This is a genomic window from Desulfovibrio gilichinskyi (assembly GCF_900177375.1).
GTDB classification, from domain to species: Bacteria; Desulfobacterota; Desulfovibrionia; order Desulfovibrionales; family Desulfovibrionaceae; genus Maridesulfovibrio; species Maridesulfovibrio gilichinskyi.
In genome coordinates this window covers 411,162-435,226 of the sequence record NZ_FWZU01000004.1, presented here as the reverse complement: position 1 = coordinate 435,226, position 24,065 = coordinate 411,162, and the positions used below count along the sequence as shown (strand labels likewise).

The 24,065-nt window shown below is 46.0% G+C and carries 18 protein-coding genes and 1 pseudogene; 8 read left to right on the top strand and 11 right to left on the bottom strand.

Going from position 1 to position 24,065, the window contains the following annotated elements; translation table 11 throughout:
- Positions 1–38: 38 nt before the first annotated feature.
- From B9N78_RS13500 to B9N78_RS13490, 3 genes are read left to right on the top strand one after another with little or no spacing between them, the layout of a single operon-like run.
- Positions 39–920: a c-type cytochrome gene (locus B9N78_RS13500; RefSeq protein WP_085103141.1), complete on the top strand. Its 882-nt coding sequence runs from the start codon at positions 39–41 to the stop codon at positions 918–920.
- Positions 917–2,272 carry a cytochrome ubiquinol oxidase subunit I gene (locus B9N78_RS13495; RefSeq protein ID WP_085103139.1) on the top strand — a complete coding sequence of 452 codons (1,356 nt, stop codon included), beginning with the start codon at positions 917–919 and terminating at the stop codon, positions 2,270–2,272. Before B9N78_RS13500 ends, B9N78_RS13495 begins: the two co-directional genes overlap by 4 nt.
- On the top strand, positions 2,272–3,834 hold the full coding sequence (locus B9N78_RS13490; protein WP_085103137.1) for a c-type cytochrome: 1,563 nt from the start codon (positions 2,272–2,274) through the stop codon (positions 3,832–3,834). The genes B9N78_RS13495 and B9N78_RS13490 overlap by 1 nt, the downstream gene beginning before the upstream one ends.
- Before the next feature lie 75 nt (positions 3,835–3,909).
- Here B9N78_RS13490 and B9N78_RS13485 read toward each other — a convergent pair.
- A pseudogene (locus B9N78_RS13485) lies at positions 3,910–4,333 on the bottom strand (molybdopterin-dependent oxidoreductase); the annotation flags it as partial.
- Positions 4,334–4,607: 274 nt separating this feature from the next.
- Here B9N78_RS13485 and B9N78_RS13480 point away from each other — a divergent pair.
- Complete coding sequence (locus B9N78_RS13480) at positions 4,608–6,788, top strand: methyl-accepting chemotaxis protein (protein WP_085103135.1); 2,181 nt, start codon at positions 4,608–4,610, stop codon at positions 6,786–6,788.
- A 37-nt stretch (positions 6,789–6,825) separates the two neighbouring features.
- On the opposite strand, the gene B9N78_RS13475 is transcribed toward B9N78_RS13480, so the two are convergent.
- From B9N78_RS13475 to B9N78_RS13435, 9 genes are all read right to left on the bottom strand, one after another.
- Complete coding sequence (locus tag B9N78_RS13475) at positions 6,826–10,155, bottom strand: S8 family serine peptidase (RefSeq protein ID WP_085103133.1); 3,330 nt, start codon at positions 10,153–10,155, stop codon at positions 6,826–6,828.
- Between the two features lie 252 nt (positions 10,156–10,407).
- A complete protein-coding gene (locus B9N78_RS13470; RefSeq protein WP_085103132.1) occupies positions 10,408–11,772 on the bottom strand; it encodes an NAD-dependent succinate-semialdehyde dehydrogenase in 1,365 nt (454 codons plus the stop codon).
- Positions 11,773–11,821: 49 nt separating this feature from the next.
- Positions 11,822–12,532, bottom strand: a complete 711-nt coding sequence (locus B9N78_RS13465; protein ID WP_085103130.1) for an ABC transporter ATP-binding protein — start codon at positions 12,530–12,532, stop codon at positions 11,822–11,824.
- Entirely contained in the window at positions 12,519–13,244 is a 726-nt protein-coding gene (locus B9N78_RS13460; protein WP_085103128.1) for an ABC transporter ATP-binding protein, read from the bottom strand. The genes B9N78_RS13465 and B9N78_RS13460 overlap by 14 nt, the downstream gene beginning before the upstream one ends.
- On the bottom strand, positions 13,231–14,268 hold the full coding sequence (locus B9N78_RS13455) for a branched-chain amino acid ABC transporter permease (protein ID WP_085103127.1): 1,038 nt from the start codon (positions 14,266–14,268) through the stop codon (positions 13,231–13,233). Before B9N78_RS13455 ends, B9N78_RS13460 begins: the two co-directional genes overlap by 14 nt.
- Before the next feature lie 9 nt (positions 14,269–14,277).
- A complete protein-coding gene (locus B9N78_RS13450) occupies positions 14,278–15,171 on the bottom strand; it encodes a branched-chain amino acid ABC transporter permease (protein ID WP_085103125.1) in 894 nt (297 codons plus the stop codon).
- 86 nt (positions 15,172–15,257) lie between these two features.
- Positions 15,258–16,496 (bottom strand): ABC transporter substrate-binding protein, encoded by a 1,239-nt coding sequence (locus B9N78_RS13445; protein ID WP_085103123.1) that lies wholly within the window; start codon positions 16,494–16,496, stop codon positions 15,258–15,260.
- Positions 16,497–16,568: 72 nt separating this feature from the next.
- Positions 16,569–17,867, bottom strand: a complete 1,299-nt coding sequence (gabT, locus tag B9N78_RS13440; RefSeq protein WP_085103355.1) for a 4-aminobutyrate--2-oxoglutarate transaminase — start codon at positions 17,865–17,867, stop codon at positions 16,569–16,571.
- Positions 17,868–18,177: 310 nt separating this feature from the next.
- The gene (locus B9N78_RS13435; protein WP_245805555.1) at positions 18,178–19,902 is read right to left on the bottom strand and encodes a sigma 54-interacting transcriptional regulator; all 1,725 of its coding nucleotides are present in this window, start codon (positions 19,900–19,902) and stop codon (positions 18,178–18,180) included.
- Positions 19,903–20,342: 440 nt separating this feature from the next.
- Between B9N78_RS13435 and B9N78_RS13430 the strand changes: the two genes are divergently transcribed.
- Positions 20,343–21,389 (top strand): tRNA dihydrouridine synthase, encoded by a 1,047-nt coding sequence (locus tag B9N78_RS13430; RefSeq protein WP_085103353.1) that lies wholly within the window; start codon positions 20,343–20,345, stop codon positions 21,387–21,389.
- Between the two features lie 446 nt (positions 21,390–21,835).
- On the opposite strand, the gene B9N78_RS13425 is transcribed toward B9N78_RS13430, so the two are convergent.
- The gene (locus tag B9N78_RS13425) at positions 21,836–22,453 is read right to left on the bottom strand and encodes a TetR/AcrR family transcriptional regulator (RefSeq protein WP_212637023.1); all 618 of its coding nucleotides are present in this window, start codon (positions 22,451–22,453) and stop codon (positions 21,836–21,838) included.
- A 1-nt stretch (position 22,454) separates the two neighbouring features.
- Here B9N78_RS13425 and B9N78_RS18190 point away from each other — a divergent pair, with 1 nt between their 5' ends.
- The 3 genes from B9N78_RS18190 (at position 22,455) to B9N78_RS13415 (ending at position 23,956) form a co-directional block, all read left to right on the top strand.
- A complete protein-coding gene (locus B9N78_RS18190) occupies positions 22,455–22,640 on the top strand; it encodes a hypothetical protein (protein WP_170921427.1) in 186 nt (61 codons plus the stop codon).
- Positions 22,641–22,650: 10 nt separating this feature from the next.
- A complete protein-coding gene (locus B9N78_RS13420) occupies positions 22,651–23,109 on the top strand; it encodes a putative quinol monooxygenase (RefSeq protein ID WP_137982546.1) in 459 nt (152 codons plus the stop codon).
- A gap of 244 nt (positions 23,110–23,353) precedes the next feature.
- Positions 23,354–23,956, top strand: coding sequence for a TetR/AcrR family transcriptional regulator (locus B9N78_RS13415; protein WP_137982545.1), 603 nt, complete (start codon positions 23,354–23,356; stop codon positions 23,954–23,956).
- The last annotated feature ends 109 nt before the right edge of the window (positions 23,957–24,065 follow it).

Genomic DNA, 24,065 nt, shown 5'->3' with positions numbered 1-24,065 from the left:
GCCTTCAGATCTCCACGAGTTCCAAAAGGAGTTATAATATGAACGATAAAAAGTTATATTTCTCGCTCGCATTAGTCACCCTGCTATTAGGATTCGGAGCATGGCTTGCCATGTTTTTCCAGTGGACTGCCACCCAGCCCAGAATAGCCAATTCCGCCGTTTCCAATTCCAGTGAATCAGTTATCGGATCAGGGCCGCTTTTCAACCCTCCGGGGCTGGAAGAAGCACCCGAATCCATCCGTGAGCAAGTTATGCTCGGCTACAAGATCATGACCGAAACCCAAAAATATGCCGGAGAATACGTAGGCAACAACCTGGCTTGCACCAATTGCCATTTTGACGGAGGGCGCAGTAAAAACACCCTTTCTTTGGTCGGCGTGGGGGCTAAATATCCAGCTTATCGAGGCCGCCGTGAATATACTGCGGACCTGGCTCTGCGTACTCAGGGCTGCTTCGAACGCAGCATGAACGGCAAAGCTCCGGCTCCGGACAGCCAGATTATGCAGTCACTGCTGGTTTACTATCAATGGATTTCCAAGGGAGTACCCATTTATTCCAATCCCCCGTGGCTGGGAATCCCCCATGATCTCGGTATCAACAGCACGCCGGACGTTATAGCCGGCAAGAAAATTTATGAGGATGTCTGTGCCAGATGTCACGGTAATGACGGCTACGGAACGCCCATTGCACCACCGCTTTGGGGCGATGGATCCTTTAATGATGGTGCTGGCATGAATCGAGTCAGAACTTTCTCGGTTTTTTCATGGCGTTTTATGCCTAAATCAGCACCTACTTTAACCAAAGAAGAGGCTTTGAACGTGACTGCTTACGTTCACGAACAACCTCGCCCAAAATTCATTGCCACCCATCCCAACAAAATCAAGCGAGTTATCAAGCTCCCGGTGGAGGCAAGCAAATGACTTTCCCTGTGCTGCATATCCCTGTACTTGGCGACGGGATGACCATCGCCTTAAACGCTGTGATTCACGTGCTGATCAGCCATGCTTTGGCCATCGGCACAACATTCATGATTGTCCTGTTTCAAACCATCCACACCCTCGGGCATGGCCGGTTCTGGCAGGACTCCGCGCGTTCTTTGCTTGGCCCTGTGGTGGTCGTGACCACTTCTATCGGAGCAGTTACAGGCGTTGGAATCTGGTTCATCACCGGGATTCTGTCCCCGCAGGGTATCGGGTCTTTGATTCATCTGTTTTTCTGGCCTTGGTTCATAGAATGGATAGCTTTCACCGTTGAGGTTATCTTTCTGCTCATCTATTATTTCCTCTGGGATCGCTTAGCCGAGAAGAATCCCCGAAAACTCATGTTTGTAGGTTGGGGGTATCTCTTTGTAGCATTCAGTTCCGCTATACTTATCTCCGGCATTCTAGGTTTCATGCTGACACCTGACGGTTGGCCTCAAGGACGGGAATTCGTTCAGGCTTATTTTAACCCGACATTTCTACCCCAATGCATCCTGCGCATCGCTGCAGGTATAACTATGGGCGCACTTCTCGCTATGGGCTGGACAGCATGGCGTTACAAAGGGACCACAGAAGAACGCGGACGGTTGCTTCGCACCTGTGGACTCGTCATGCTCATTGCCGGCTTCTGCACGGCAACGGCAACCACCATCTATTTTTCACGTATTCCTGAAACCTATCTGACGCATTGGAAATTCGCCGTAGCCACCTCAGTGTGGTCTCAAAACACGGCGTTCTTACCAGTGATTAATATCGTGGCTGCAACCTGTCTTATCTTTGCCGGACTGGGAGCACTTCTGCGTCAGCGCAAGCTGAGTATGATCCTGTTCATTCCATGCGTAATCTTCAGCATGGGCATGGTGACTGAATTTGAACGTGTACGCGAGTTTGTACGCGGTCCGTATCTGCTGCCTGGTTACATGTACGCCAACCAGATATCTATGGTACGCACCGAAGGGGCCCGCGCTGATGACAATACTTTGCTTAATTCCCTGCGCTGGATAAATACTACCGAAGACGAAGCCCCTTATGCCCTAGCCGGACGAGCTCTATTCAACGCGAACTGCGGTGGATGTCACACATTCGGCGGGATTAATGATATCAATCAACGCTTGCGAGGCCGAACCCTTGAAGGGGTCAATGCCATAACGTCCATAACCGAAAGTATGGTTCCTTTCATGCCCCCCTTTACCGGTTCGGAGCAAGAGCGTCTGACTATGTCCACCTATCTTTACTACATGGCCAACAAGGACGTTCGCCCGAGGCCCCAACTGCTCAAGGAGAAGAAGTGATGAAACAATGGACAGATCTGTTTCTTACACTACCGCTCAGCGAGGGTTGGCTGCGATTCCTGCTTTTCGTTTCTTTCGGACTGCACCTGTTGTTTGTTCTGCTCATGCTGGGTACTGCCATGCTCGGGTTTGTTTTCTTTCTACAGAGGAAGTTTCCCGGCGACAGAGAGGGTCTGGCTTGGAACCAGCGGCTGATTAAGTCCCATCTGGGACTCAAAAGTCTGGCTGTCGTCCTAGGTGTGGCACCGCTTTTGATCATTCAGGTAATCTCTTCAATGGGATTTTTCACTGCGACGGGATTATTCGCCTACACTTGGCTGTCCATCATTCCCCTGCTCATCTTCGCTTTTTTGAGCATAGAACTGTTCGAACGCAAGATGCTCGCAACTCCGTGGATTCCATTCCTGTGCGGAGTGCTGGGAGTGGGAGCGTTGCTCACTGTACCGGCGGTATTCACCGGAGCACTGTCTCTAATGGAACGTCCTGAATTATGGGCAGAATTCGGAGCCAAAAAACTATCATTGTCTTCAATTTACATGCCGCACTGGCTGTTTCGCTACCTGCATGTGCTCGGCGCAGCCCTTGTCTTCGGCGCGGCCTTCCATCTGTTTTTCTCCAAAGGGGACAAACTCAAAAACGCCAAACTTCAACGCTGGCTGTTAGGGGGAACTCTCTTTCAGGTTGCGGTGGGCGTGCCTCTACTGTTCACCATAGCAGACGTATTTAATTGGCCTGTGCTGACTGCGGTCACTCTTGGAGTAATAGCCGCGGTATTTCTCATCTGGACTTTGCGCCCGTCATGCGCTCCGGCGGAACCGCGCGGGTGGGGCATACTGATCCTTCTGCCTGTAATATTTGTATCGATGCTAACGGCTCGTCAATCGTTGCAGGATATTACACTGACACGATTACATAATGAAGCGGTGACCTCCTTAAAGCAGGAATCTGCCAATCTGGACAAATACCGGGAGCAGGCTTTGAAAACATTTAAAACAAAGCTGGCAACGGTGTACGATAACGGTGCCACCATCTATAGCGGAAGCTGTCAGCCATGCCATGGAGCAGGCGGGATGGGAAACGGGACTGCGGGACGGAAGCTATTGATCAAGGCCGAGGATCTTACAGCCATACGTGCTGAAAAAACATATATACGCTCCATTTTGCTTACAGGAATAGACGGTTCCGGCATGCCTTATTTCACGGTGTTTGACGGTGAAAAAATCGACAGTCTGCTTGCGGAAATGGACAAACGATTTGCCATGTTCAAACAGGTTACTATCCCGGACCGAACCGTATCCGATGAATCCCGTCAAGTATGGAAAGAGACTTGTGCGACCTGTCATGGACAAAAAGGTGAGGTCAGTGATTTCGGACAAACCTTACGCCCTGCACCGCCGAATTTGCAGAGATATTCTTTAGAACCGGATCGGGCCTTCAAAGTCATCTCCGAAGGTTATTCAGGCACGGTGATGCAACCTTATCGGGCACTTCCTGAAAACACCCGTCTTGATTTAGTCACTCTTATGGGGGTGCTGCGGCATGCGTTGATCCTGTACTTTTAAAAAGGTTCTGCCGATGTTCGAAGGCATCTTTCAACTCTAAAAACAGTTCCGGCACCCTTCCCTACTATCAGCGATAGCATTGGTGTATTCGACCACGTATTCGTTGAAGTATTTCTTATTGTCGATGATGTATTTGATCATGCCGCCCTGAAAGGCGATATCAGTACCAGAGCGCAAGGGAATATGAAAGTCGGAACGCGCTGAAGTTCTGGAGAATTTAGGGTCAACGTGCATCACGGTTGCGCCTTTGTCCTTGGCACGGAGAACCCGCTTGAATGAGATCGGATGATGCTCTGCGGCGTTACTGCTCATGATCAGAATGGAGTCGGCATTCTTAATGTCGATCAAATGGTTGGTCATAGCACCTCGGCCGAAGCTTTCGCCGAGTGCGGACAAATTCTTTGTCGCGGGTTTCTTTGACCTTGTGGGCGATACGATCGACAATCCAGTCCCAGCTTTTTTCTTCCCATTTATAGCTGTAGGAAGCGCGATACATAGGCTAAGGCACACGAACCCCACATAACGATTCCCGTGCTAACACTGCATTATTTTTGGAATTTATTGATAGAAAAAATCTATTGATATTGATTTAAAAAACCTATTTCTAAACAATGTAGAAACACAAAATTTCTGATGATTTTGATACCATTCCTTGGTAATGATTTAAGTATGATTATTAGGTATTGTTTTTTTTAAACAAATATTTGAAAATATAATTTAAAATAATCGTTTTATATTCCTAACACATTTGATTTTTTTGGAGTAACCACCTCATGATTTCGCTCAGCATTCGCAGCAAGTTGATTTTAGGTTTTTCCATAGCCCTCATCTCTTCTGTAGTTATCAGCTACATGAGTATCCTTTCACTCGACACCACGTACGCTGAAATGAATAAGTACATGGAATGGGGAAAAATGGATGAAACTATGAACGAAGCGGTGATCCAGCGTGTTATCACTCTGGATAAGATTCTCACCTTAAAAAACTTGCGAAATAATGAGGAACTTAGCACCAAAGCATCCAAGGCGTTTTCCGATCTGGATGAAGGCGTTACAGAATGGAGTTCACTGCTGGAAGATCACATAGAGTTGAAGGACGCAGCCGGGCCTGTTCAGGAAAAAATTGCAAACATCAAAAAAATCAACACCCAAATCGATGACCTGACAGCACGTATGAAGACTCTTGAAGGTGAATGGGATGGCATGGTGAACGAAGACACTGTCCACGGGATGCAATATAAGACTCTCGTTGACACGAAGGAGGCTGCCGCAGTCTCTGAAAATGAAACCATTTCGTCATTGCTGGCTGAATTAAGAAACATCATGGAAACCCGCGTTGACCCGGCCAAAGCTGCAACCATAGCAAAAGCCCAGAGTGTGAAAACTGAAGCTTCAGCCATGGCCCTGAGAACCCTGCTGGCAGCGATACTGGTAGTGATTTTCATAGGACTTTTCATCTACCGCAGCATTTCGACTCCTCTGAAGAGAGCCATGATTTTTTCCGCCGAAATCGCCAAAGGGAATTTGGACGCCGAGCTGAAAGTAAACAATGAGGATGAGATAGGCAAAATGTGCAGAGCTTTGGCCGAAGTTCCCAAAGTGCTCAAAATGATCATGAACAGGATAGCTCATACCACCGACAAGATCGAAGTCGGTAATCTCAGAGACGTGATTTCCGATGAAGGATTGCAAGGTGAATTCAAATCCCTTGTGGCACGAATCAACCATTGCAGCGAATCGTATCTTGAAATCATAGATGCCATTCCCTTACCGCTTATGGCCATCAATCTGGAATACACAATTCTGTATTTCAATAAGACCGCGCAGGAGCTCGGAGGATTCAAAAATCGCGAGCAATACCACGGCAAGACTCAATGTTGGGATGTATTCAAGACCTCTGACTGCCAGACAGAGAAATGTGCCTGTTCCAAGGCCATGAAAACCATGCAGTCCGGGTATTCGGAAACGGACGCCCATCCTCAGAATATGGATCTGGAAATAAAGTATATAGCCATTCCCCTCACCGATAGTACTGAAAAGGTTTGCGGTGCATTCGAAGTAGTCATCGACCAGACCGAAATTGTCAGCATGCAGCGGAAGGTCGCCAATCTGGCCGACCAGGCATCGGATATATCCAAAAGCCTTGCTGAATCATCCCAGAGCCTTACCGGTCAGATCGAACAGGCCAATCAAGGGGCCAAAATACAATCTGAACGGGCCACCGAGACCGCCACGGCTATGGAAGAAATGAATGCCACAGTCATGGAAGTAGCCCAAAACGCCTCTCACGCCGCCGAAAACACGACCATGACAATGAAAAAAGCTCTGGAAGGCAAGTCAAGCGTGGACGCGGTAGTGCTTGCCATCGGCAAGATCAATCAGCAAACCCAAACCCTGAAAGCTGATATGGTTAGCCTAGGAACTCAGGCTGAATCCATCGGACATGTCATAGAGGTTATCAGTGACATCGCCGACCAAACCAACCTGCTGGCACTTAACGCTGCCATTGAGGCGGCAAGAGCCGGAGAAGCAGGACGAGGATTTGCCGTGGTTGCCGACGAAGTCAGAAAACTTGCGGAAAGAACAATGACAGCTACAATCGAAGTCAATAATGCCATCAGCGCGGTTCAGGATTCGTGTAAGCGCAACGTCACGGCTACTGACACTGCGGCTCAGGAAGTCGGCAACAGCACGTCTCTGGTTGACAAGGCGGGCGACATTCTGGCTGAAATAGTTGGCTACGCGGAAGATTCATCTGGTCAGGTAGCATCCATAGCTACAGCTTCTGAAGAACAATCCGCTGCCGCAGAAGAAATATCCCGTTCAAGCGAGGACGTGAACAGGATATCACTGGAAACAGGTCATGCTATGAACGACGCCGCGCAGTCCGTCTCACAAGTCAACAAAATGGTCCATTCTCTGGACAAACTCATTCAGGAGATGGTTAAGAGATAGACAGAGCCATCATCACATGACCAAAAGACAACGGTACTCACTGATCACTGTGAACCATCAGTCGTTTTGAGATTTTGCGCCGTAACAGCAGAGAAATTATTGCTATCAGCAGAAAAAGAACCGGTCCATAATCGTCATTCATTCCCACGGTACAGCCTGTTCCGCCGGAACCAGGTGAACTCATACCTAGAATCTGCGGATCATTGATTACTCCGGAATCTGGGTTTTCATCATAGGCTCCGCCGTCTTTAATGGCCGAGATAACATAATATGGAGTTGTTGAATTTAGTGTCTGCACAGGATTAACATAATTTCCCGATACGTCAGTGAGCCACCAGTTACCATCGGTATAATCTTCAAAGGCAGCATATTTAAACTGTATATGTGTGCCGTTACTGAATAATTTCTCTAAAGCCAATTTACCGGCCGCAACTGCAGGCAGTCCGCTTACAGAATACTGTATGCTGATAACACGGTCTGCTTCGGTCTGCACACAAAATGAAGACTTATCGCTATACACATTTTCAAGCGCAGTTCCATACACAGCGTTTATATTTTCAGCAGTTTTAGGAGAGTGCGTTTTGCTCAGAAAAGTTGAGATTGGAGCATTTGGTTGATCTGCGTTCAGCGCAATTTCTCCATTTGTAGGATTTTCTCCCACCATACCGCTTAAAATCAAGGCATAAGGCTGTGGACCGTTTGGAATATTATTGGCGGTAATCTCCGCTTGGTATGTGCCGATCTGCGGTTTAGGGATCGTTACAGAGACAGAATTATTCAAACGGTCAAAACCTGTAGAAGTTATATTCGTTCTGAAATTAGCTCCTATAGCAGGAGTAAAAGCGGCAACTTCCCAAGATCCGCCGACTTGTTGTATAAATCCTCTGGACGTAGGAGTCACGGAGTCATAGTTCACCCCGAACGCAGTACCATCCTTTTCCACAGCAACCAAAACTTCTCCCTCTGTGAGACTCAGTCCTATTGGAAAAGCATACTCGCCTGACGGAATATATGCGAATTTTTTTCTGAAAAGTTCAGCTCCAACACCCCCGGCATATCGGTATATGACAACGGAAACATCTTTAATCACTCGGCCACTGTTGGCGAAAGCAAGAACCACTGACTCAAGCGTGCATGGGTATGATGGAGGAGTCACTCGCACACCGATTCCGTTACCCGTGTAAAAACTGTCACTAACCTCTGTAACATAAGAACATTTTGTGAGTGGACTCAAACTGCGAGCATTATCAGGATAAAGCCATGTTCCGTCTGGTTTTTTGACCCTGAGGTCCAAATCATTAACCAGCCCCCCGGATGCAGCTACAGAACCAGGATAGTCGGTCCAACCAAGAACTGCTTTAAAAGGTTTTTGGTCATTTTTAACATCAAAAGAAAAGGTGCGGGAATAAGTTGTATCAGCCGGAGCGGAATCTTTAATATCGTAATATTTAATTTTATAACGGCTGTCAGAATTAATAGATGATTCAAGATCTACTCTCCCCCACCCCTGAACATCATCCGGAACTCCGGTAATCTCCTGAGCCGCTCCTGTTCCATACTGACCTGGAACAAGCGAGATTGCGCCATGAATAAGACTCGTCTTAATTAAAGCCGCGCTTGGTGCTGTAAAGCCTTCCTCCTTCATAAGGTATTCACGCATTATTGCCGCCATGCCCGAAACCAGCGGAGTGGCCATACTGGTCCCACCTGACCAGTAGTAATACTCGTTGAAAGCCCCCCATGCATTCCCTAGTTGCGCCGAAGATCTTGTTGAAAGAATATTAGTTCCCGGAGCGACTACTTCAGGTTTGTAGCGACCGTCCAGAGTCGGACCGCGACTTGAAAAGGCAGCTATACCGTAAGGTTTATCAGAGATAAAATCAGATGCTAAGGGTTCAGCAGAATATCCAAAAGCTTTCAATTTATAGGCAGCATATCCTTCATTGCTTCCAGTTCGGTAGGATTCAGAAGCTCCTACTGTCAAACAGTTTTTGGCAGAGGCCGGAGTACCAATGCAATAATGGTCGATAACCCCGTCAGCATCCTTATCGGAACCTTCATTGCCCGCCGCAAAGAGAATAAGAAAATCTTTATTAGTCCACGTGAACTGATCAACGCTGACACATTCACTGTCATAATCCCCTGTTCCTGAGGACCCCCAACTGTTGCTGTGGACACGGGCTCCGGCGTCATAAGCCAGTTGAAAAATATCCGCGAGGTCCGGAGGAAGCTTCAGACTCTCATGTATGTCAATAGAACCAACAGTTTCAAAAAACAATTTAGACTTCGGAGCCATCCCTGCGTACGAGGTGCTCGGGAAAACGTTAGCTAAAGGAGAAGCTCCTGACTTAATACCGTTTCCGGCAATAGTTCCAGCAACATGAGTTCCATGGCCTAGGTAATCTATGGCACTTGCATCTGGAAAAACTATATTATCTATAATCCTGCTCCCGCCCTGTCCATCGCTGAAATCCTTATGGATAGTGGAGATATTCCCAGTATCAATCCCGCTGTCGCACACGGCTATAATCTGCCCTTCACCAAACAGATTACCGCCTGAAACTGGCCATGTTTTTCCCTGAGCTGAGCGAGCCTCAACGATACCGGTTGCAATATTGTTATTCGTGTGATGCTCCGGTACTCTTTCGACCCATTTAACGCCTTTTATATTTTTAAGTCCGCGTACATTTTTAATCGAAATTTTAACTTCGACTCGAATACTCCACGTTGAGGAAGAACTTGAAACAACAGTTCCGCCGGCAGAACTTATTGCATTTACCAGCGAATTAATGTCTTCGCCCGGAAAAGCAACGACTCTGACTTTTAAAATAGACTCCTGTGCCTTCAATTTCTCTGGACTGATATCATATACATCTCTGGACAGCTTCAGGTCAGCATCATATTTACCGATCCAGCGCACAAATCCCAGCTCACTAACGGCATCAACCTTTGCATTTCCGAGCTTTATGATGAATGCATATTGAGGGATATAGTCAAAAAAGACAGCCCCTAGGCCTGAAAGAGCTTCTTTCCATGAAGGTTGAACAGGGCCGGAAAATTGAACAACATAATAATCATATTCTTCAACAGAGGTAGTATCGGAAGAGGAGAAAATCCGGGCTATAGTTTTTGCTAAACTTGGCGTAGAACTTGAACGATTCTCGTTTTCAGAGGAAGAAGTATCGTTTGATGGTAACATCGTAGACCCGAGAGTTCCCTTTAACGGGTCAACCTGCTTATTTTGGAAAAAAAGCTTAGGAGCAGAAGTATCTATATCTGAACAGTGGGCGGAGCTTGGTTGAAAGAAAAGAGCAAATGTCAAAATAACAAATAGGCTTAAAGCCGCAGCAAAATTAATTTGACGCATTTTACGGTTTCCCCGACAAATAAATTTTAAAGATATAATATTAATAACAACAGGATATCACCCTAAAAACCTGTTATCATGTTGCCAAGAATAGCAAGGGATGAGATAATATATTCTAAGTGCAAAGTCTTTATAATTTAATCGTGGTCGCCGATTATATTTTATTGAAACCAAATAGGCTCCACTGAGCACCCCGCCCAGTGAAGCCTATCCAAGCAATTCTAATTTATCCCTAAGAAAACTTATCTATAATCAGCCGATACAAATCGGTTTTACATTAACGAATTCGCGGATTCCGTAACTTCCAAGTTCACGACCATAGCCGGAAATGCCGATTCCACCGAACGGCAGATGCACATCACTGCGGACAAGACTGTTGATGAAAACACAACCGGTTTTGATGCGAGACGCGACCTTTGCCGCCATATCCTCATCCTTAGACCAAACCGAACCGCCAAGGCCGAACGGAGTATCGTTTGCTACGGTGACAGCTTCGTCAACGGAAGACACGCGGAAAACCATTGCAACAGGTCCGAACAATTCCTCTTTGCAAACATCCGCACTTGTCGGCATATCAGTAACTATGGTTGGCGGGTAGTAATATCCTTTTCCGTCAGGGATACTGCCGCCGATCAAAATCTTTCCGCCGACTTTAACACAGCGATCAACCTGTTTCTGCAACTCTGCGCGCAAAGGACCGGATGACATCGGCCCCATGTCCGTTTTCGGATCAAGAGGATCACCTACAACCAGATTAGACATGCTTTCCGTGAGTCGGGATAAGAATTCATCGTAAACCTCGTCCATCACGATAAACCTTTTTGCAGCAATGCAGGTTTGCCCTGTGTTACCGCACCTAGACATGGTTGCAACCTTTACAGCTTCTTCAAGATCGGCATCGGCAAGCACAATCAAAGGATCACTGCCGCCCAGTTCCATGACTGATTTTTTCAGTCTTGCGCCAGCGGCGGAAGCCACTTTCTGACCGGCATGTTCACTTCCGGTAAGACTTACGGCGAACACTGATTTATGATCCAGAACAGTTTCAACCTGACCGGCCCCTATGAGCAACGTTCTGAATACATTTGCAGGAAATCCTGCATCCACAAATATTTTTTCAATAGCCAAAGCACACTGCGGGACGTTGGAGGCATGTTTGAGAACAACTGTGTTCCCAGCCATAAGCGAAGGAGCTGCTATGCGGAACACCTGCCAGAACGGGAAATTCCAAGGCATAACTGTCAGCACAGTGCCAAGCGGTTCGAAAGTGATATATGCTTTACGCCCCACACCTTCGACAGGGACAGGAGCAAGCATCCCCTCGCCTTCATCTGCGTAATATTCGCATACCGCGGCGCATTTTAGAGCTTCACCTTCGCCCATACGTACAGGCTTGCCCATTTCTACGGCCATAATTTCAGCAAGCTTTTTACTCTGAATACGTAACTGTTCTGCGGCTTTTTTCAGGAGTCCGGCCCGTTCGCTGTAACTTTTTAATTTCCACGCGGTCCAAGACTCCGCGGTGGAATCAAGAACGTCCTGCAAATCGCTTTCTGACAATGGATCAAAAGAGGCGACTATTTCTTCGGTAGCCGGATTAAGACTCTGAATACTCATAAAAAGGCTCCTTGTATTTAAATCTATATAAATTAAATTACTATTAAGGTTAAATTCCCAAATAGGCGGTCTTGATGTGAGGATTATTAAGAAGATCCTTGGCACTTCCTTCCATCGATACCCGTCCATGCTCCAGAACATAGCCTCTGTCAGAAAGAGAAAGTGAATGCTGAACATCCTGCTCAACCAGCAGTACAGTTGTTCCCTTATCAGCAATAGCACGAACATTGGCAAAAATCTCGTTGATCAATATCGGAGCCAAACCGAGTGAGGGTTCATCAAGCATCATAAGCTTGGGACAAGCCATAATCCCTCTGCCGATTGCAACCATTTGCTGCTCACCACCGGAAAGAGTCATAGCAAGCTGGTCTTTACGTTCCTCAAGACGCGGAAACATTTCATAAACGGTTGCAAGTGATTTTTCCACGTGATCCTTAGCTCTTTTGCTGTATGCCCCGACGATAAGGTTATCGTAAACCGACATCAGCGAAAACAATCTACGCCCTTCCGGTATATGGATCAATCCGGCATCGACTATCTTCTCAGGAGTACTGCCCTGAATATTATCCGATGCAAATTTAATTTCACCGCCCGACGGGTTGAGCAATCCGGAAATGGTCCGCAGCAAGGTAGACTTCCCCGCTCCGTTACCACCGATAATAGAAACAACCTCGCCTTCATTAACATGCAAAGAAAGATCATAGATGACCTGAACGTCACCGTAGCTCACATCTATCTTATTTATATTAAGCAGCGACATAGTCACCCCCGAGGTACGCTTTAATTACATTCTCATCCTGAGCGACTTCTTCAGGCTTACCTTCCGATATTTTGGTACCGAAATGAATTACAACAAGCTCATCAGATAGGGCCATAATTGCGCGCATGATGTGTTCAATTACAAAGATGGTGATCCCGTTTTCGCGGATTTCCCTGAACACATCGATCATTTCATCAACTTCGGTAGGTCTAAGTCCAGCCATAACTTCATCAAGAAGCAGAAGCTTAGGTTTAGTTGCCATAGCCTTTGCAATCTCAAGACGCTTACGGTCAGCAATGGTCAAAGAACCGGAAATGTCATCCTTACGATGATCAAGATGCATACTCTTAAGAACATCAAGAGCTATAGACTCTGCTTCATCACGACTGTTAGTATTTGCAAACGCTGCAACAGTAGTATTGTAAAGAACGGTTTTAGTGGCAAACGGCTTAACAATCTGAAATGTGCGAGCCAGTCCCTTGCGGCATAAGTCCCAAGGCTTGTATCCGGTAATATCCTCACCATCAAAAAAAACTTTGCCTGTACTTGGAGTATAAACACCGGAGGCACAGTTGAAGGCGGTTGATTTTCCGGCTCCATTCGGCCCGATAAGTCCAAGTATCTGCCCTTTTTCAATTTCAAGATTCAGAGAATTTACTGCGGTCAGTCCACCAAATTTCATGGTTACTTCTTCGAATTTAAGCATACTCATCGTTGAAGTCCTTTTTTTTGTTTGTTTTTTTGGCAATAAATTTGACTATGGCATTAAACTTCTTTGTAAGTGGATCTGTCAGTCCGCTAGGCTGTAGCAACATAACTACGATAAGAATTACACCATAAAGAATCAGATGCATTCCAGGTAATGAGTCACTTAAATAGATGCGGCTGAATTCACTTACCGGACGAAGAAGCAATGCTCCGATTACCGGTCCTGCAATCGAACCGCGGCCTCCGATAAGCGCAATGAATGCAAGCTCGAATGAAAGATCAAGCGTGAGCACAGACTTGGGATAAATGAACAAAGTAAGCTGCGCCATAAAGGTTCCCGCAAGTGAGGTAAGAAAGGCACTCATGACCATCGCCCAGACTTTACATCTGGCAACATTGACTCCAAGTGCCTCTGCGGCTTCAGGTTCCTCACCGCCAGCAATGAGATAATAACCGAGCTTCGAGCGAGAAATATACCAAGTAAAAGCCAAAACCCCGACAAGCATGGTTAGAATAATATAGTAATAAGGTTCTTTGCCTGCGAACTGAAATGCGAAAAAGTCATTATGCCCAGCTTCAATAGGCGGAATATTAAGCCCTCTGGGACCGTTAAGTTTAAAAGGTCCGATGTATGGAAGATTCTCGACCACAACTCTTACGCCTTCCACAAAAGCCATTGTGGAAAGGGCAAAGTATGCACCGCGCATTTTGAGAGTAGGTTTGCCGATCAGGAAACCGACTATTGCAGAAAGTACTCCGCCTACAAGCATACCTATCCAAGGGGATATGGAATACTGCAACCATAGTATTGTGGATGTATAAGCACCTATACCAACGAAGACCGCGTGCCCGAGAGGCAGCACTCCTGCAAATCCGCCAACAAGATTCCATGAAGTGGTCATGTAGGCAAAAAGAAGTAGCATTATTGAAATATGGAGATAAGTAGGGCTATGAACCACAAGCGGCATTCCGAAAGCGAAAAGGACGCATGCAGCCAAACAACATTTTTTAATAAATTTTTCAGTCATAATATGTTCCTACCAATCGTATTTCTGACCGAACAGGCCAGATGGTTTTACAAAGAGAACCAGCAGAAACAACACGTAAACAATGGCTTCTGTCCAGGTAGATGTCATAAATGTCGGCCCGATGGATTCAATCAGCCCTATGATAATACCGCCGATAATTGCCCCCGGAATTGATCCAAGCCCTCCAAGAACAACAATTACAAAAGATTTTACATCAAACGGAACACCGACTGTAGGGTAAACATTATAAAACGTGGTAAGCACTACTCCTGAGATTCCGGCTACGGCTGTACCTATCCCGAAAGCGACATTAAAAATTTTCCATTGATTGATGCCCATGAGTGAGGCGGCGTCACGGTCAAGACTGGTTGCTCTGATGGCTCTCCCGGTGCGGGTTTTCTGTAAAAAGAGGTAAAGCAATAAAGCGGTGCCGATGGCGATCAGAAAGCCGTAAAATTTCGGAATAGAAATAAAAATATCACCGAACTCCATCATCTTTCCCTTAAGCGGGTTCGGAGTTAACGCTCTGTAGGCCGGGCCGAAAAAAAGCAGGGTGATGTTATCAAGGATATACCAGATTCCGGTGGTGACAATAATTACGGTAGTAGGTTCCCTGACGTCCTTTTCAGCCACAAAGATAGGCTTGATGAGAAAATTCTGCAGATAATACCCGAAGAAAAACATTACCGGAACAACGATTACAAGAGCGACGTAAGGATGAAGACCCGTAATTGAAACGGCCCAATATGCGGCGTACATGCCCACCATCAGAAACGACCCGTGGGCGAAGTTGATAACCTTCAACACCCCGAAAACCAGAGTCAGACCCAGCGCAATAAGGCCGTAGATAGAGCCCATGAGAATTCCGCTGATGATGTCCTGTATGAGATATGAGAAATCCATAGAAACCGCCAAAGATAAGAAGTTAGTTTTAACGAAAGAGCATTCATTAAAGAGGGCGGCTCCGTAACGCAGCCGCCCCGCTCAGCTTATTTTTTAGGAATCGGGAACACAGGAGTATAGCCTGCGCGACGTGCAGACTTAGGCCAGATCGTGATGCGCTCAAGTCCTTTGCCCAGATCATTGATCTGCACAACAACAGGAGAGGCATGCATGTTCTGCCCGGTTTTATCGAATTCGATAGAATCGTAAGAAACAATTGCCGCAGGACCTGTTTTAAGATTTGTTGCAGCTAAAGCAGCGCGCAATTTATCTGGGGAAGCGGAACCGGCTCTTTCAAGTGCATCGGCAAGAACATACATTGATACGTAAGCATCTACAGCTTCACCGGTTAAGTTGTTGCCGTATTCAGCTTTGTACTTAGCGTTAACTTCCTTAACACCGGGCTTATTAACGTCAGTTTCCCATTCGACGATATCAAAGATGTACTGCGCATTATCTTTGGTTCCGCTAAGGAAGGTAGGATCAGCATGGCCGCCGCCTGTTCCGAGGATTACTTTTGGACGGACTCTGTAATCAGCCATAGTGTTGGTCAGCAAAACAGCGTCTGCTGCGTTGGAAACGAGCAGAAGAACATCAGGTCTTGCACGGCGGATCTTGTTAACAACAGGAGTAAGGTCAGTTGCGCTGGAAGGATATGGTTCATCAAGAACGACTTTGTATCCGCTCTTTTCGATAAGCTTTTTCCACTGAGCGGCAAGACCGGTTCCCCAGTCGCCGTTTTCATAAACCATTGCGATAGTTTTAAGTTCAGTTCCGAATTCCTTGGAGATATCTTTAAGGAACGCGAACTGATCTCTTGCCCACCATGAATCTTTAGCGGCAATACGGAAAACATTTTTGAATCCGCGTTCAGTGATGGTATCTCTTACTGAAACAGGAACGATGAAAGGAATGCCGTAACGTTCAGCAACAGCAGTGGAAGGATAAGTTACACCTGAGTTCCAGCAACCGCTGAGAACGTTGACTTTTTCAGTATTGATTAATCTTTCTGCCGCGGTAACACCTACATTCGGGTCACTTTTGGAATCTGCATAAAACATTTCCAGCTTTGCACCTCCGAGAGCTTTAATACCCCCGGCAGCATTGATCTCTTCAACAGCCATCTCTCTGGCCTGTTTACCCTGCTGACCTACTGCCGCAGATGGACCGGAAAGAGGAAGGATGTTACCTACTTTGACCGTCTCGGTGGCCAAAGCAAATGAACTGAAACCAAGCACTAAGGCACAGAGAAGTCCCGTACCCACAAGCGATTTAAAAATTTTCATCTTTAATCTCCTTTTAAATGTGGTGTTTATAAAAAGAAAGAGGCCTGTAAAATGAACAGGCCTCTTTAATTATTAACTATATTCTGCAATTGCCTCTTCAAGAATGGAAAGACCTTTATTCAAAGTTTCCTCGTCTACAGAAAGAGGGACCAGTACTCTAAGTACATTGCCGAAGTTTCCGCAGGAGAGAAGGAGTAATTTCTTTTTAACAACATCAGCGACAATCTTTTTGGTCACAACTGCATCAGGAGTTTTGCTTTCACGATCAGCCACTATTTCAAGAGCGATCATTGCACCAAGTCCGCGCACTTCACCTATGATTGAATACTTGTCCTGCCATGCAAGGAAGGTTTTTTTAAGTTTATCACCAAGCACCTGTCCTTTTTCAAGGATACCGCCATCTTCGAGGGATTCAATAGATGCTAAGGCGGCAGCACATGACACGGGGTTTCCGCCGTAAGTTCCGCCGAGTCCGCCGGGATGCACGGCGTCCATAATTTCTTTTTTACCGACAACAGCAGAGATAGGCATTCCGCCGCCGATACTCTTAGCCATAGTGACGAGGTCAGCTTCGACTCCCCAGTGCTCCATGGCGCACATCTTACCTGTACGGCCGCCACCGCTCTGAATTTCATCGGCAACGAAATAAATGCCGTTGTCAGCACATATCTCTTTTATTCTGGGGAAATATTCTGGAGGAGGAACAAGGAATCCGCCTTCACCTGCGATAGGTTCGGCCACCAGTGCCGCAATGTTTTCAGGAGCGGCATTGCCGATAAACCATTTTTTGAACTGCTCAGCGCAATATACATCGCAGGAAGGATATTCTTTACCGTAAGGACAGCGGTAACAATAAGGATAAGGAATTCTGTAAATTTCAGGTGCGTAAGGACCAAAACCCAATTTGTATGGTTTAACCTTGCTGGTCATACTCATGGTGAGTAATGTTCTACCGTGGAAGCCGCCTTCATAAACGACAATTCCACTTTTACCACTGGCAAGTCTTGCAATTTTAACTGCATTCTCAACAGCTTCGGCCCCACTGTTAAGAAGGACAGCCTTCTTTTCAAAGTTTCCTGGAGTCATTTCGATAAGCTTTTCCGCCAGAGCGACATATGGCTCATACATGGCAATGTGAAAACAGGAATGGACCAGTTTTTCAGCCTGCGCCGTGATTGCGGCGACAACCTTTTCATTACAATGGCCGACATTGTTGACTCCGATTCCGCCAACAAAATCAATGTACTCTTCCCCGTCCACATCTGTAATGGTGGAATTTGAGGCATGATCTGCGAAAATCGGACCCAAGTTGCCGACTCCCAGAGCGACTGCCTTGTTTCTTCTTTCCAAGAGCTTTTCTGTCTTACTCATCTGTTTAACCGTCCTTTTTTGTGTTTGGTCACATAATGCATCTCCTGTGCCACATAAAATTATATAATAAAAACAGATAGATAACATAAACAAAAGCTTCAATTTAAGCCATTTTTGATTCAAATATGAATCAAAAATCACATATAAAAGATTTTTAAGAGTTTTTTGATTCAAATTTGAATCTTAAATTAACTGAAATATGATCAGATAAATATTTTAAGCAGCGTATTTATTAAATAAACACTTATATAATGGCATATTGCAGAAAAGACTGTACTACATAGATGTTGATACATTTATGAATCAAAGATCACTTAGAGTGGTTAAGTCCATGCTTTTTCAGCTTTCGCACAACTGAAGGCTGACTTGTATTTAGATATTCAGCCATTTCACGTGTGGTTCCGCATGTCTTCTTAGCTTCAATAAGAATATCGCGTTCAACTTTATCAAGCGCTTCCTGAAGGGATGCTCCGCGTTCAAAGCTAACTTCGCCACCCTCAGCACCATTAAGACTTTGCTCAAGATAGTTATCCAGTAACTGCTCTTCAGCCACTGCAACACCTTTTTTGATAAGACTGTCCAGCTCACGAATATTACCGGGAAATGAATAATTTTGTAGAGTTCTTAAACTCTTAGGAGAGAAGGTTTTAAATTTACCGTACCTTTCATTGTATTTTTTTAGAAACGCGGTTGCCAGCGCGAAAATATCTTCTACTCTTTCGCGCAGGGGAGGCATGGTCAGGGTAAATACATTTAATCGGTAAAAAAGATCTTTACGGAACTGCTTTTTAGTCACCTGCTCTTCCAGATCTTTATTGGTAGCAGCGATTATGACACAATTAATTTTTTTGGGAGTTGAGCCGCCTAGCGGAGTAAATTCTTTTTCATCGATACACTTAAGCAGTTTAGCCTGAACCGAGGGGGGCATTTCGCCAACTTCATCAAGAAAAAAAGTTCCGCCGTCAGCAAGAGCCATTAGTCCGGCTTTGCCTGTCTCCCTTGCTCCCGTGAAAGCTCCTTTTTCATAACCGAAAAGTTCCGCTTCAAAGAGCTGTTCGGGAACCGCCGCACAGTTGATTGCCAAAAAAGGCCCTGACGCTCTAGGACTCTGCTGATGCAGAAGTTTTGCCATTAGCGATTTGCCTGTACCGGATTCTCCAAGCAACAAAATACCCGACACCTCCAACTGGGACAATTTGAGAGCACTACCAAGCAAACGGCGTATGGATTTACTTTCAGCGATGAAAGCTCCTTTTCCGAGTTCCAGCATATTGAGACTGGTGATTTCCTTACGGGCTTTTTCGGTAATTTCTCTGGCAGTCTTCAAATGTTCCCGAAGATCAAGCAATTCAGTCACATCTCTTTCGTTCACAACAACCATGGAAAGAGTACCTTTCTTATCAAAAACCGGAGTACCGGTACAAAGCAGTTGCCGCCCTGTTTTAGTTATGTTTTGAAGCATACTGACCTGACGTTTTTTTTCCAAAACCTCCTTGGAGACAGATACATCAACAAAACCCTGCTTGACGATCACATCAATTCTCTTTCCAAGGACTTTACCGGCCTTCACTCCGTTAAGGTTTTCCGAAGCTTTATTTATATTGGTAACTATGCCGTCGCCGCTGGTAACCCATATACCGTCACTTGATGAGTCAAAAATAGCTTGCAGGGTAATTGCCATTTCTTGAAAAGAGCTGAGTTCAACCGCCAGTTCTTCGAAACGGGATGGCTTCTGAAGACTGATGACAGCTCCTTTAAGCACGCCGGCCACGATCAGAGGGGTTATTTCAAAAAAAAGCTCGGCTCCTTTTTTTACAATTCTGCCAGTCCCATTTTTAAAATCCTCTGAAGCTAAACCCTGTTTTATAAAAGGAGTTGCAATCGGAAGTATAAACTTTGAATCAATGCCGATGACGGCAGCCCTGTCATGCCGCTTAAGAAAATCCATGGCCACGTTATTCATATTAGTTACAATACAATTTGTATCAACAACTACAATAGCATAGCTAACACAATTCATTACTTGCTGGATCATCTCATACTGCATGGCATCACTCGGGAGGTATTTGAAATTCTTTAAATTCGGATTAGTCTCCTTGATCGCCAGCCTGTTTGCAATAGTTTTCTACCTCAATTGGCACATAAATGTCATTTTTAGACTATTTTAATGAATATTATTCTCACAAAATTACAAATAAGCTCTTTTTACCCTTGTACCTTATTTTTAAAAATAATTCCGTGAGGTTTGATCAAATACAATGATACCTGTAAAAAAAGCTTACATCTTATATGTAAACCATTATTAACAAGATATTTCGCAATCTAGGCGAACTTCAAACCTACCGGAACCGCCCTAAAGATATCTAGTTTTGCGCGCAAATTTGCTGACAGTGGATCTCAATACTTGCCCATCATGCAACAACAGGATACGTAACGCTGCACCACATGACACCATCAACCAGTATTGCAGCTCCCATGAACAAATCCATCCCTCCACATTTTCCCAAGCTGGCGGACCAACTCAACACCCCCATTACTATTGGCGGAAAAACCATCTCCAATCGCCTGTGGCTAGCCCCCATGGCTGGATTGACCCACAGTGCCTTTCGTCAGGTTCTGGCCCACTACGGCTCCTGCGGCTTGGCCTTTACGGAAATGTGCAGTGCCAAGGCTGTGCCAACAGAGAACCCCAAGATATCCCCAGTATTCCGGTGGCATAAGTGGGAACTCCCCAGCTTGGTATGCCAATTGGCAGGCTCTACGCCAGACGAGTTGGTGATTGCAGCAGAGCGCGTGGAACGAGAGGGATTCTTTGGCGTTGACATCAACATGGGTTGCTCCGCACGGGGAATGATCAAACGCGAGGCAGGGGCGGCCCTGCTCAAGACCCCTGAGAAAGCCGTAGCTGTGGTGAAAGCAGTACGAAAGGCTGTGTCCATTCCTGTTTTTGTCAAATTCCGCACCGGCTGGTCCAAGGAGATCGGACCGGCAGTGGATCTGGCCAAAGAACTTGAGGCAGCAGGAGCCGATTGCCTAGTTTTCCACCCGCGCGTGTCCCCGGACAAGCGCACCCGTCCCCCAATCATTGACCACATCCGCTTCATCAAGGAAGCGGTTTCCATTCCCGTCTTTGGTAACGGCAATGTGACAACCCAGCATCACTGTCATGATATGCTAGCCACGACAGGCTGCGATGGAGTGTCTGTAGGACGTATGGCTATAGCCCGGCCTTGGCTCTTTGCCCAATGGACAGCAGGTTACATGCCGGACGACACTATTTTTCAGGACTACGTCCTGCGTCTGGCCACAGCCTTGGAACAGGAGTTTGATCCTATCCGAGGACTCAAACGATTTAGGATGTTCATACCCTATTTTGCCGCCAATTTCCAATTTGGTCACAGCCTGCTGGCTACCTTTTCCACGGCAAAGACCATGGATGATGTCCGCCGGTTGGCCAAAGAACACATCAGGCCGGACATGGACTTGAACCAGTCTCCCAACATGAATTTGTACAATCTTTGAGGCAGTCTCATTTGAAGAGGTTGCATATCCTCTTCTGGATCATGGCTACTTTATACATATCTGAAACACAAAAAGCCTCACAACGTGATAACACACTGTGAGGCTTAATCTTTACTGGAGCCAACGATCAGAGTTGCGCCCCTTTCTTTAGTGTAGACCCGAGCAGGCTTCAAACCCCTTATTGGGATTGACTTTTTAAATTGTGTTGCGGGATCATGGTGAGCGATGCTCAAAATCAGCTCCAATTTGGAGTTTTTCAAATTTTTCAGACCAATACCAATATAGTTTCTCTTTTCTTTTCAAAATCTTTTTTCTTGCATAGGGTACGTTTTTGCCATTGCCTACAGCCTTTTAATGGATGACCCCATATCCTCTCGTTACCTGTAGTCAGTCCGAAAACCTGCAGAAGTGTTCCTGTTTGAGATAGAACCCACATTGGCTGTATTTCAGCGAACCAAAGTGTGGTTGCTTACCGGTAAAAGACCAGCTACACCGTAGCTATCGATTATATCGTCATAGAGTGAAATATCTGAGCGGCTCCTAGCAATGAGCTGTGCGCCTGCGAGGGCAGCGAAGATAGCGCGAGCCCGCTGTTCACTCTCCTGGGAGCTGACCACGGCCGCAGCGGATAGAACCTTGCTCAGCCACGCCACATTGACATCGGCAAAGGTCTGGACCTCTTTTTTCACCGACTCTGGCAGGTCGTCATATTCGGCAGCCATAAAGCTGCAGAGACATATGCGATTATCATTCTCAAGCGCCTTGCGAAACATATCGTGATATTGGCGCAGGGCGAGGAACGGGTCCGAGGATTCGCCCAGCAGCGACTCCAGAACGGCCGCTAAGTCCTCCCAATAGCGCTTAGCTACCGCTGCGCCGAGATCTTCCTTGCTTGGGAAGTAATAGTAGATGCTCGCGGCTTTAATGCCTACATCTTTCGCGAGATCACGAAAGTTCAATCCGCTGTAGCCGTGTGCCTGCGCTACCCTTCTGGCAGCTGCCAATATCTTCTCCCGAGAGTTTGAACTCACTTCCATGTTAAAACTGGTGTTGACAAAGTCCATTTTGACCTCTAGAATTAAATCTACCATGTGGCAGGTAGGTAATGTTTCAAATGTAATTATTATCACGTGGCAGATAGAAAAGTCTACAATTAAGATAGCTGGCAAAATTTTTGTTGCCAGTCCGTGGCTGAGCCCGCTTGCACTGGCGCAGTCGTTCATTTCAACTGGAAAACAAACGATTAACTAAGGAGACTCACATGATCCAAAATACGATAAACCATGAAGCCGCAACATCACCCGGTCCCAATCGCGGTCACAAAACCGAGCAACTTGAGGTCCGCCCAGGCTGTGTTCTGAGTGGCGTAGACAACACACCGGGGCGTAAAGCCTACTATATCAATCTTGAAGCCAAGCCCGGAAAGGGCGACAAAGTAGAACAATTCCTCCGGGACATTTTAGCCGGCGTCGAGCAAGAACCAGACACCGGTCCATGGTTTAGCCTCCGGTTCTCCGACACAACTTTTGGAATATTTGAAGCTTTTCCCGACAATGCAGGACGAAACGCTCATAACATCGGTCCGGGTGGCCGTAACTTCCTCAGGGTCGTAGAACTAGATGAGATGCTTGCCTATCCCGCACACGTCTATCGGCTCGATATCATGTTCGGAAAATTCGATACCATGTTTGGAAAAAAAATTACTTCAAAAGAACCATGAGAGAATAAAAAACTATCAGATTCATACTTTTCTTTACCCTTCCGAGTCGCCACCACGGGATGATAAGGAGATATTCAGCTTTTATCACCAACATACATGCAAAGCGTAGCTGGGACCCACCAGTAAAACTAGTGGATTACTCCTTTATTTAATAGGGCAAGCTCAACAATGGTCTTAAGTTAAAAATTAGTTAGCTATTACTTTTCTCTTGCTTTTTTTAGACGACTGGTCTATTCCTGCTTGTGTGAAAGATAGACAAACAACAAAAGATCGCATTTTAGATGCCGCTGAAGAAATCATGCTGGAAAAGAGTTTTCACTCCGTCGGCCTGAAGCAGATACTTACTGTCGCAAAAGTTCCGAAAGGTTCGTTTTACCATTACTTTGAGTCCAAAGAGAAGTTTGGTACTGAGATGATCAAGCATTACATGGATCAGGCATGTGAAAATAAGCGTCAAATGCTTATATGTAAAGATAATGAGTCAGACCCACTAAAGCGACTCTTTATATATCTGGATGGAAGCATTGATTACATTCAGTCCACTGCGGGTACATTCCCCTGCCTTGCGTTAAAGCTGGCCTCTGAAGTGTCTGATCTCAGTGAATATATGCGAAAGGAACTTGCCCAAGGTTTTGAAGACTGGATCAGTATTTTCTGCGAGGTCCTCGAGGAGGCTGTCGCAGCAAACCAGCTCCCTGCAAACTTTAACTGTGCGTCGGAAGCCCAGCTTATACATGACCTTATGTCCGGCGCCATACAGCGGGCGGTTATAAATCGCAGTGTAGAACCTGTGCGTAACGCAGTAGAACACACAAAATCAAGTATCAGCAGCATGATGATAGAGTAGCATTTTTTTTAGCCCTTTCACTAGACGACCGGTCTATTCGGGCGTGGTGATTTTGAAACAAAACTAACCCCGATAAAAGGGGATAAACGCCTCAGAAATCCACTCATAT

What these genes read in the sequence shown, in the direction of transcription:
- B9N78_RS13450 (WP_085103125.1), bottom strand. Translation starts at nt 15,171, where the DNA reads ATGGATTTCTCATATCTCATACAGGACATCATCAGCGGAATTCTCATG.
- B9N78_RS13490 (WP_085103137.1), top strand. Translation starts at nt 2,272, where the DNA reads ATGAAACAATGGACAGATCTGTTTCTTACACTACCGCTCAGCGAGGGT.
- B9N78_RS13460 (WP_085103128.1), bottom strand. Translation starts at nt 13,244, where the DNA reads ATGAGTATGCTTAAATTCGAAGAAGTAACCATGAAATTTGGTGGACTG.
- B9N78_RS13420 (WP_137982546.1), top strand. Translation starts at nt 22,651, where the DNA reads ATGATCCAAAATACGATAAACCATGAAGCCGCAACATCACCCGGTCCC.
- B9N78_RS13500 (WP_085103141.1), top strand. Translation starts at nt 39, where the DNA reads ATGAACGATAAAAAGTTATATTTCTCGCTCGCATTAGTCACCCTGCTA.
- B9N78_RS13470 (WP_085103132.1), bottom strand. Translation starts at nt 11,772, where the DNA reads ATGAGTATTCAGAGTCTTAATCCGGCTACCGAAGAAATAGTCGCCTCT.
- B9N78_RS13480 (WP_085103135.1), top strand. Translation starts at nt 4,608, where the DNA reads ATGATTTCGCTCAGCATTCGCAGCAAGTTGATTTTAGGTTTTTCCATA.
- B9N78_RS13495 (WP_085103139.1), top strand. Translation starts at nt 917, where the DNA reads ATGACTTTCCCTGTGCTGCATATCCCTGTACTTGGCGACGGGATGACC.
- B9N78_RS13435 (WP_245805555.1), bottom strand. Translation starts at nt 19,902, where the DNA reads ATGATCCAGCAAGTAATGAATTGTGTTAGCTATGCTATTGTAGTTGTT.
- B9N78_RS13445 (WP_085103123.1), bottom strand. Translation starts at nt 16,496, where the DNA reads ATGAAAATTTTTAAATCGCTTGTGGGTACGGGACTTCTCTGTGCCTTA.
- B9N78_RS13465 (WP_085103130.1), bottom strand. Translation starts at nt 12,532, where the DNA reads ATGTCGCTGCTTAATATAAATAAGATAGATGTGAGCTACGGTGACGTT.
- B9N78_RS13475 (WP_085103133.1), bottom strand. Translation starts at nt 10,155, where the DNA reads ATGCGTCAAATTAATTTTGCTGCGGCTTTAAGCCTATTTGTTATTTTG.
- B9N78_RS13455 (WP_085103127.1), bottom strand. Translation starts at nt 14,268, where the DNA reads ATGACTGAAAAATTTATTAAAAAATGTTGTTTGGCTGCATGCGTCCTT.
- B9N78_RS13430 (WP_085103353.1), top strand. Translation starts at nt 20,343, where the DNA reads ATGAACAAATCCATCCCTCCACATTTTCCCAAGCTGGCGGACCAACTC.
- gabT (WP_085103355.1), bottom strand. Translation starts at nt 17,867, where the DNA reads ATGAGTAAGACAGAAAAGCTCTTGGAAAGAAGAAACAAGGCAGTCGCT.
- B9N78_RS13425 (WP_212637023.1), bottom strand. Translation starts at nt 22,453, where the DNA reads ATGGACTTTGTCAACACCAGTTTTAACATGGAAGTGAGTTCAAACTCT.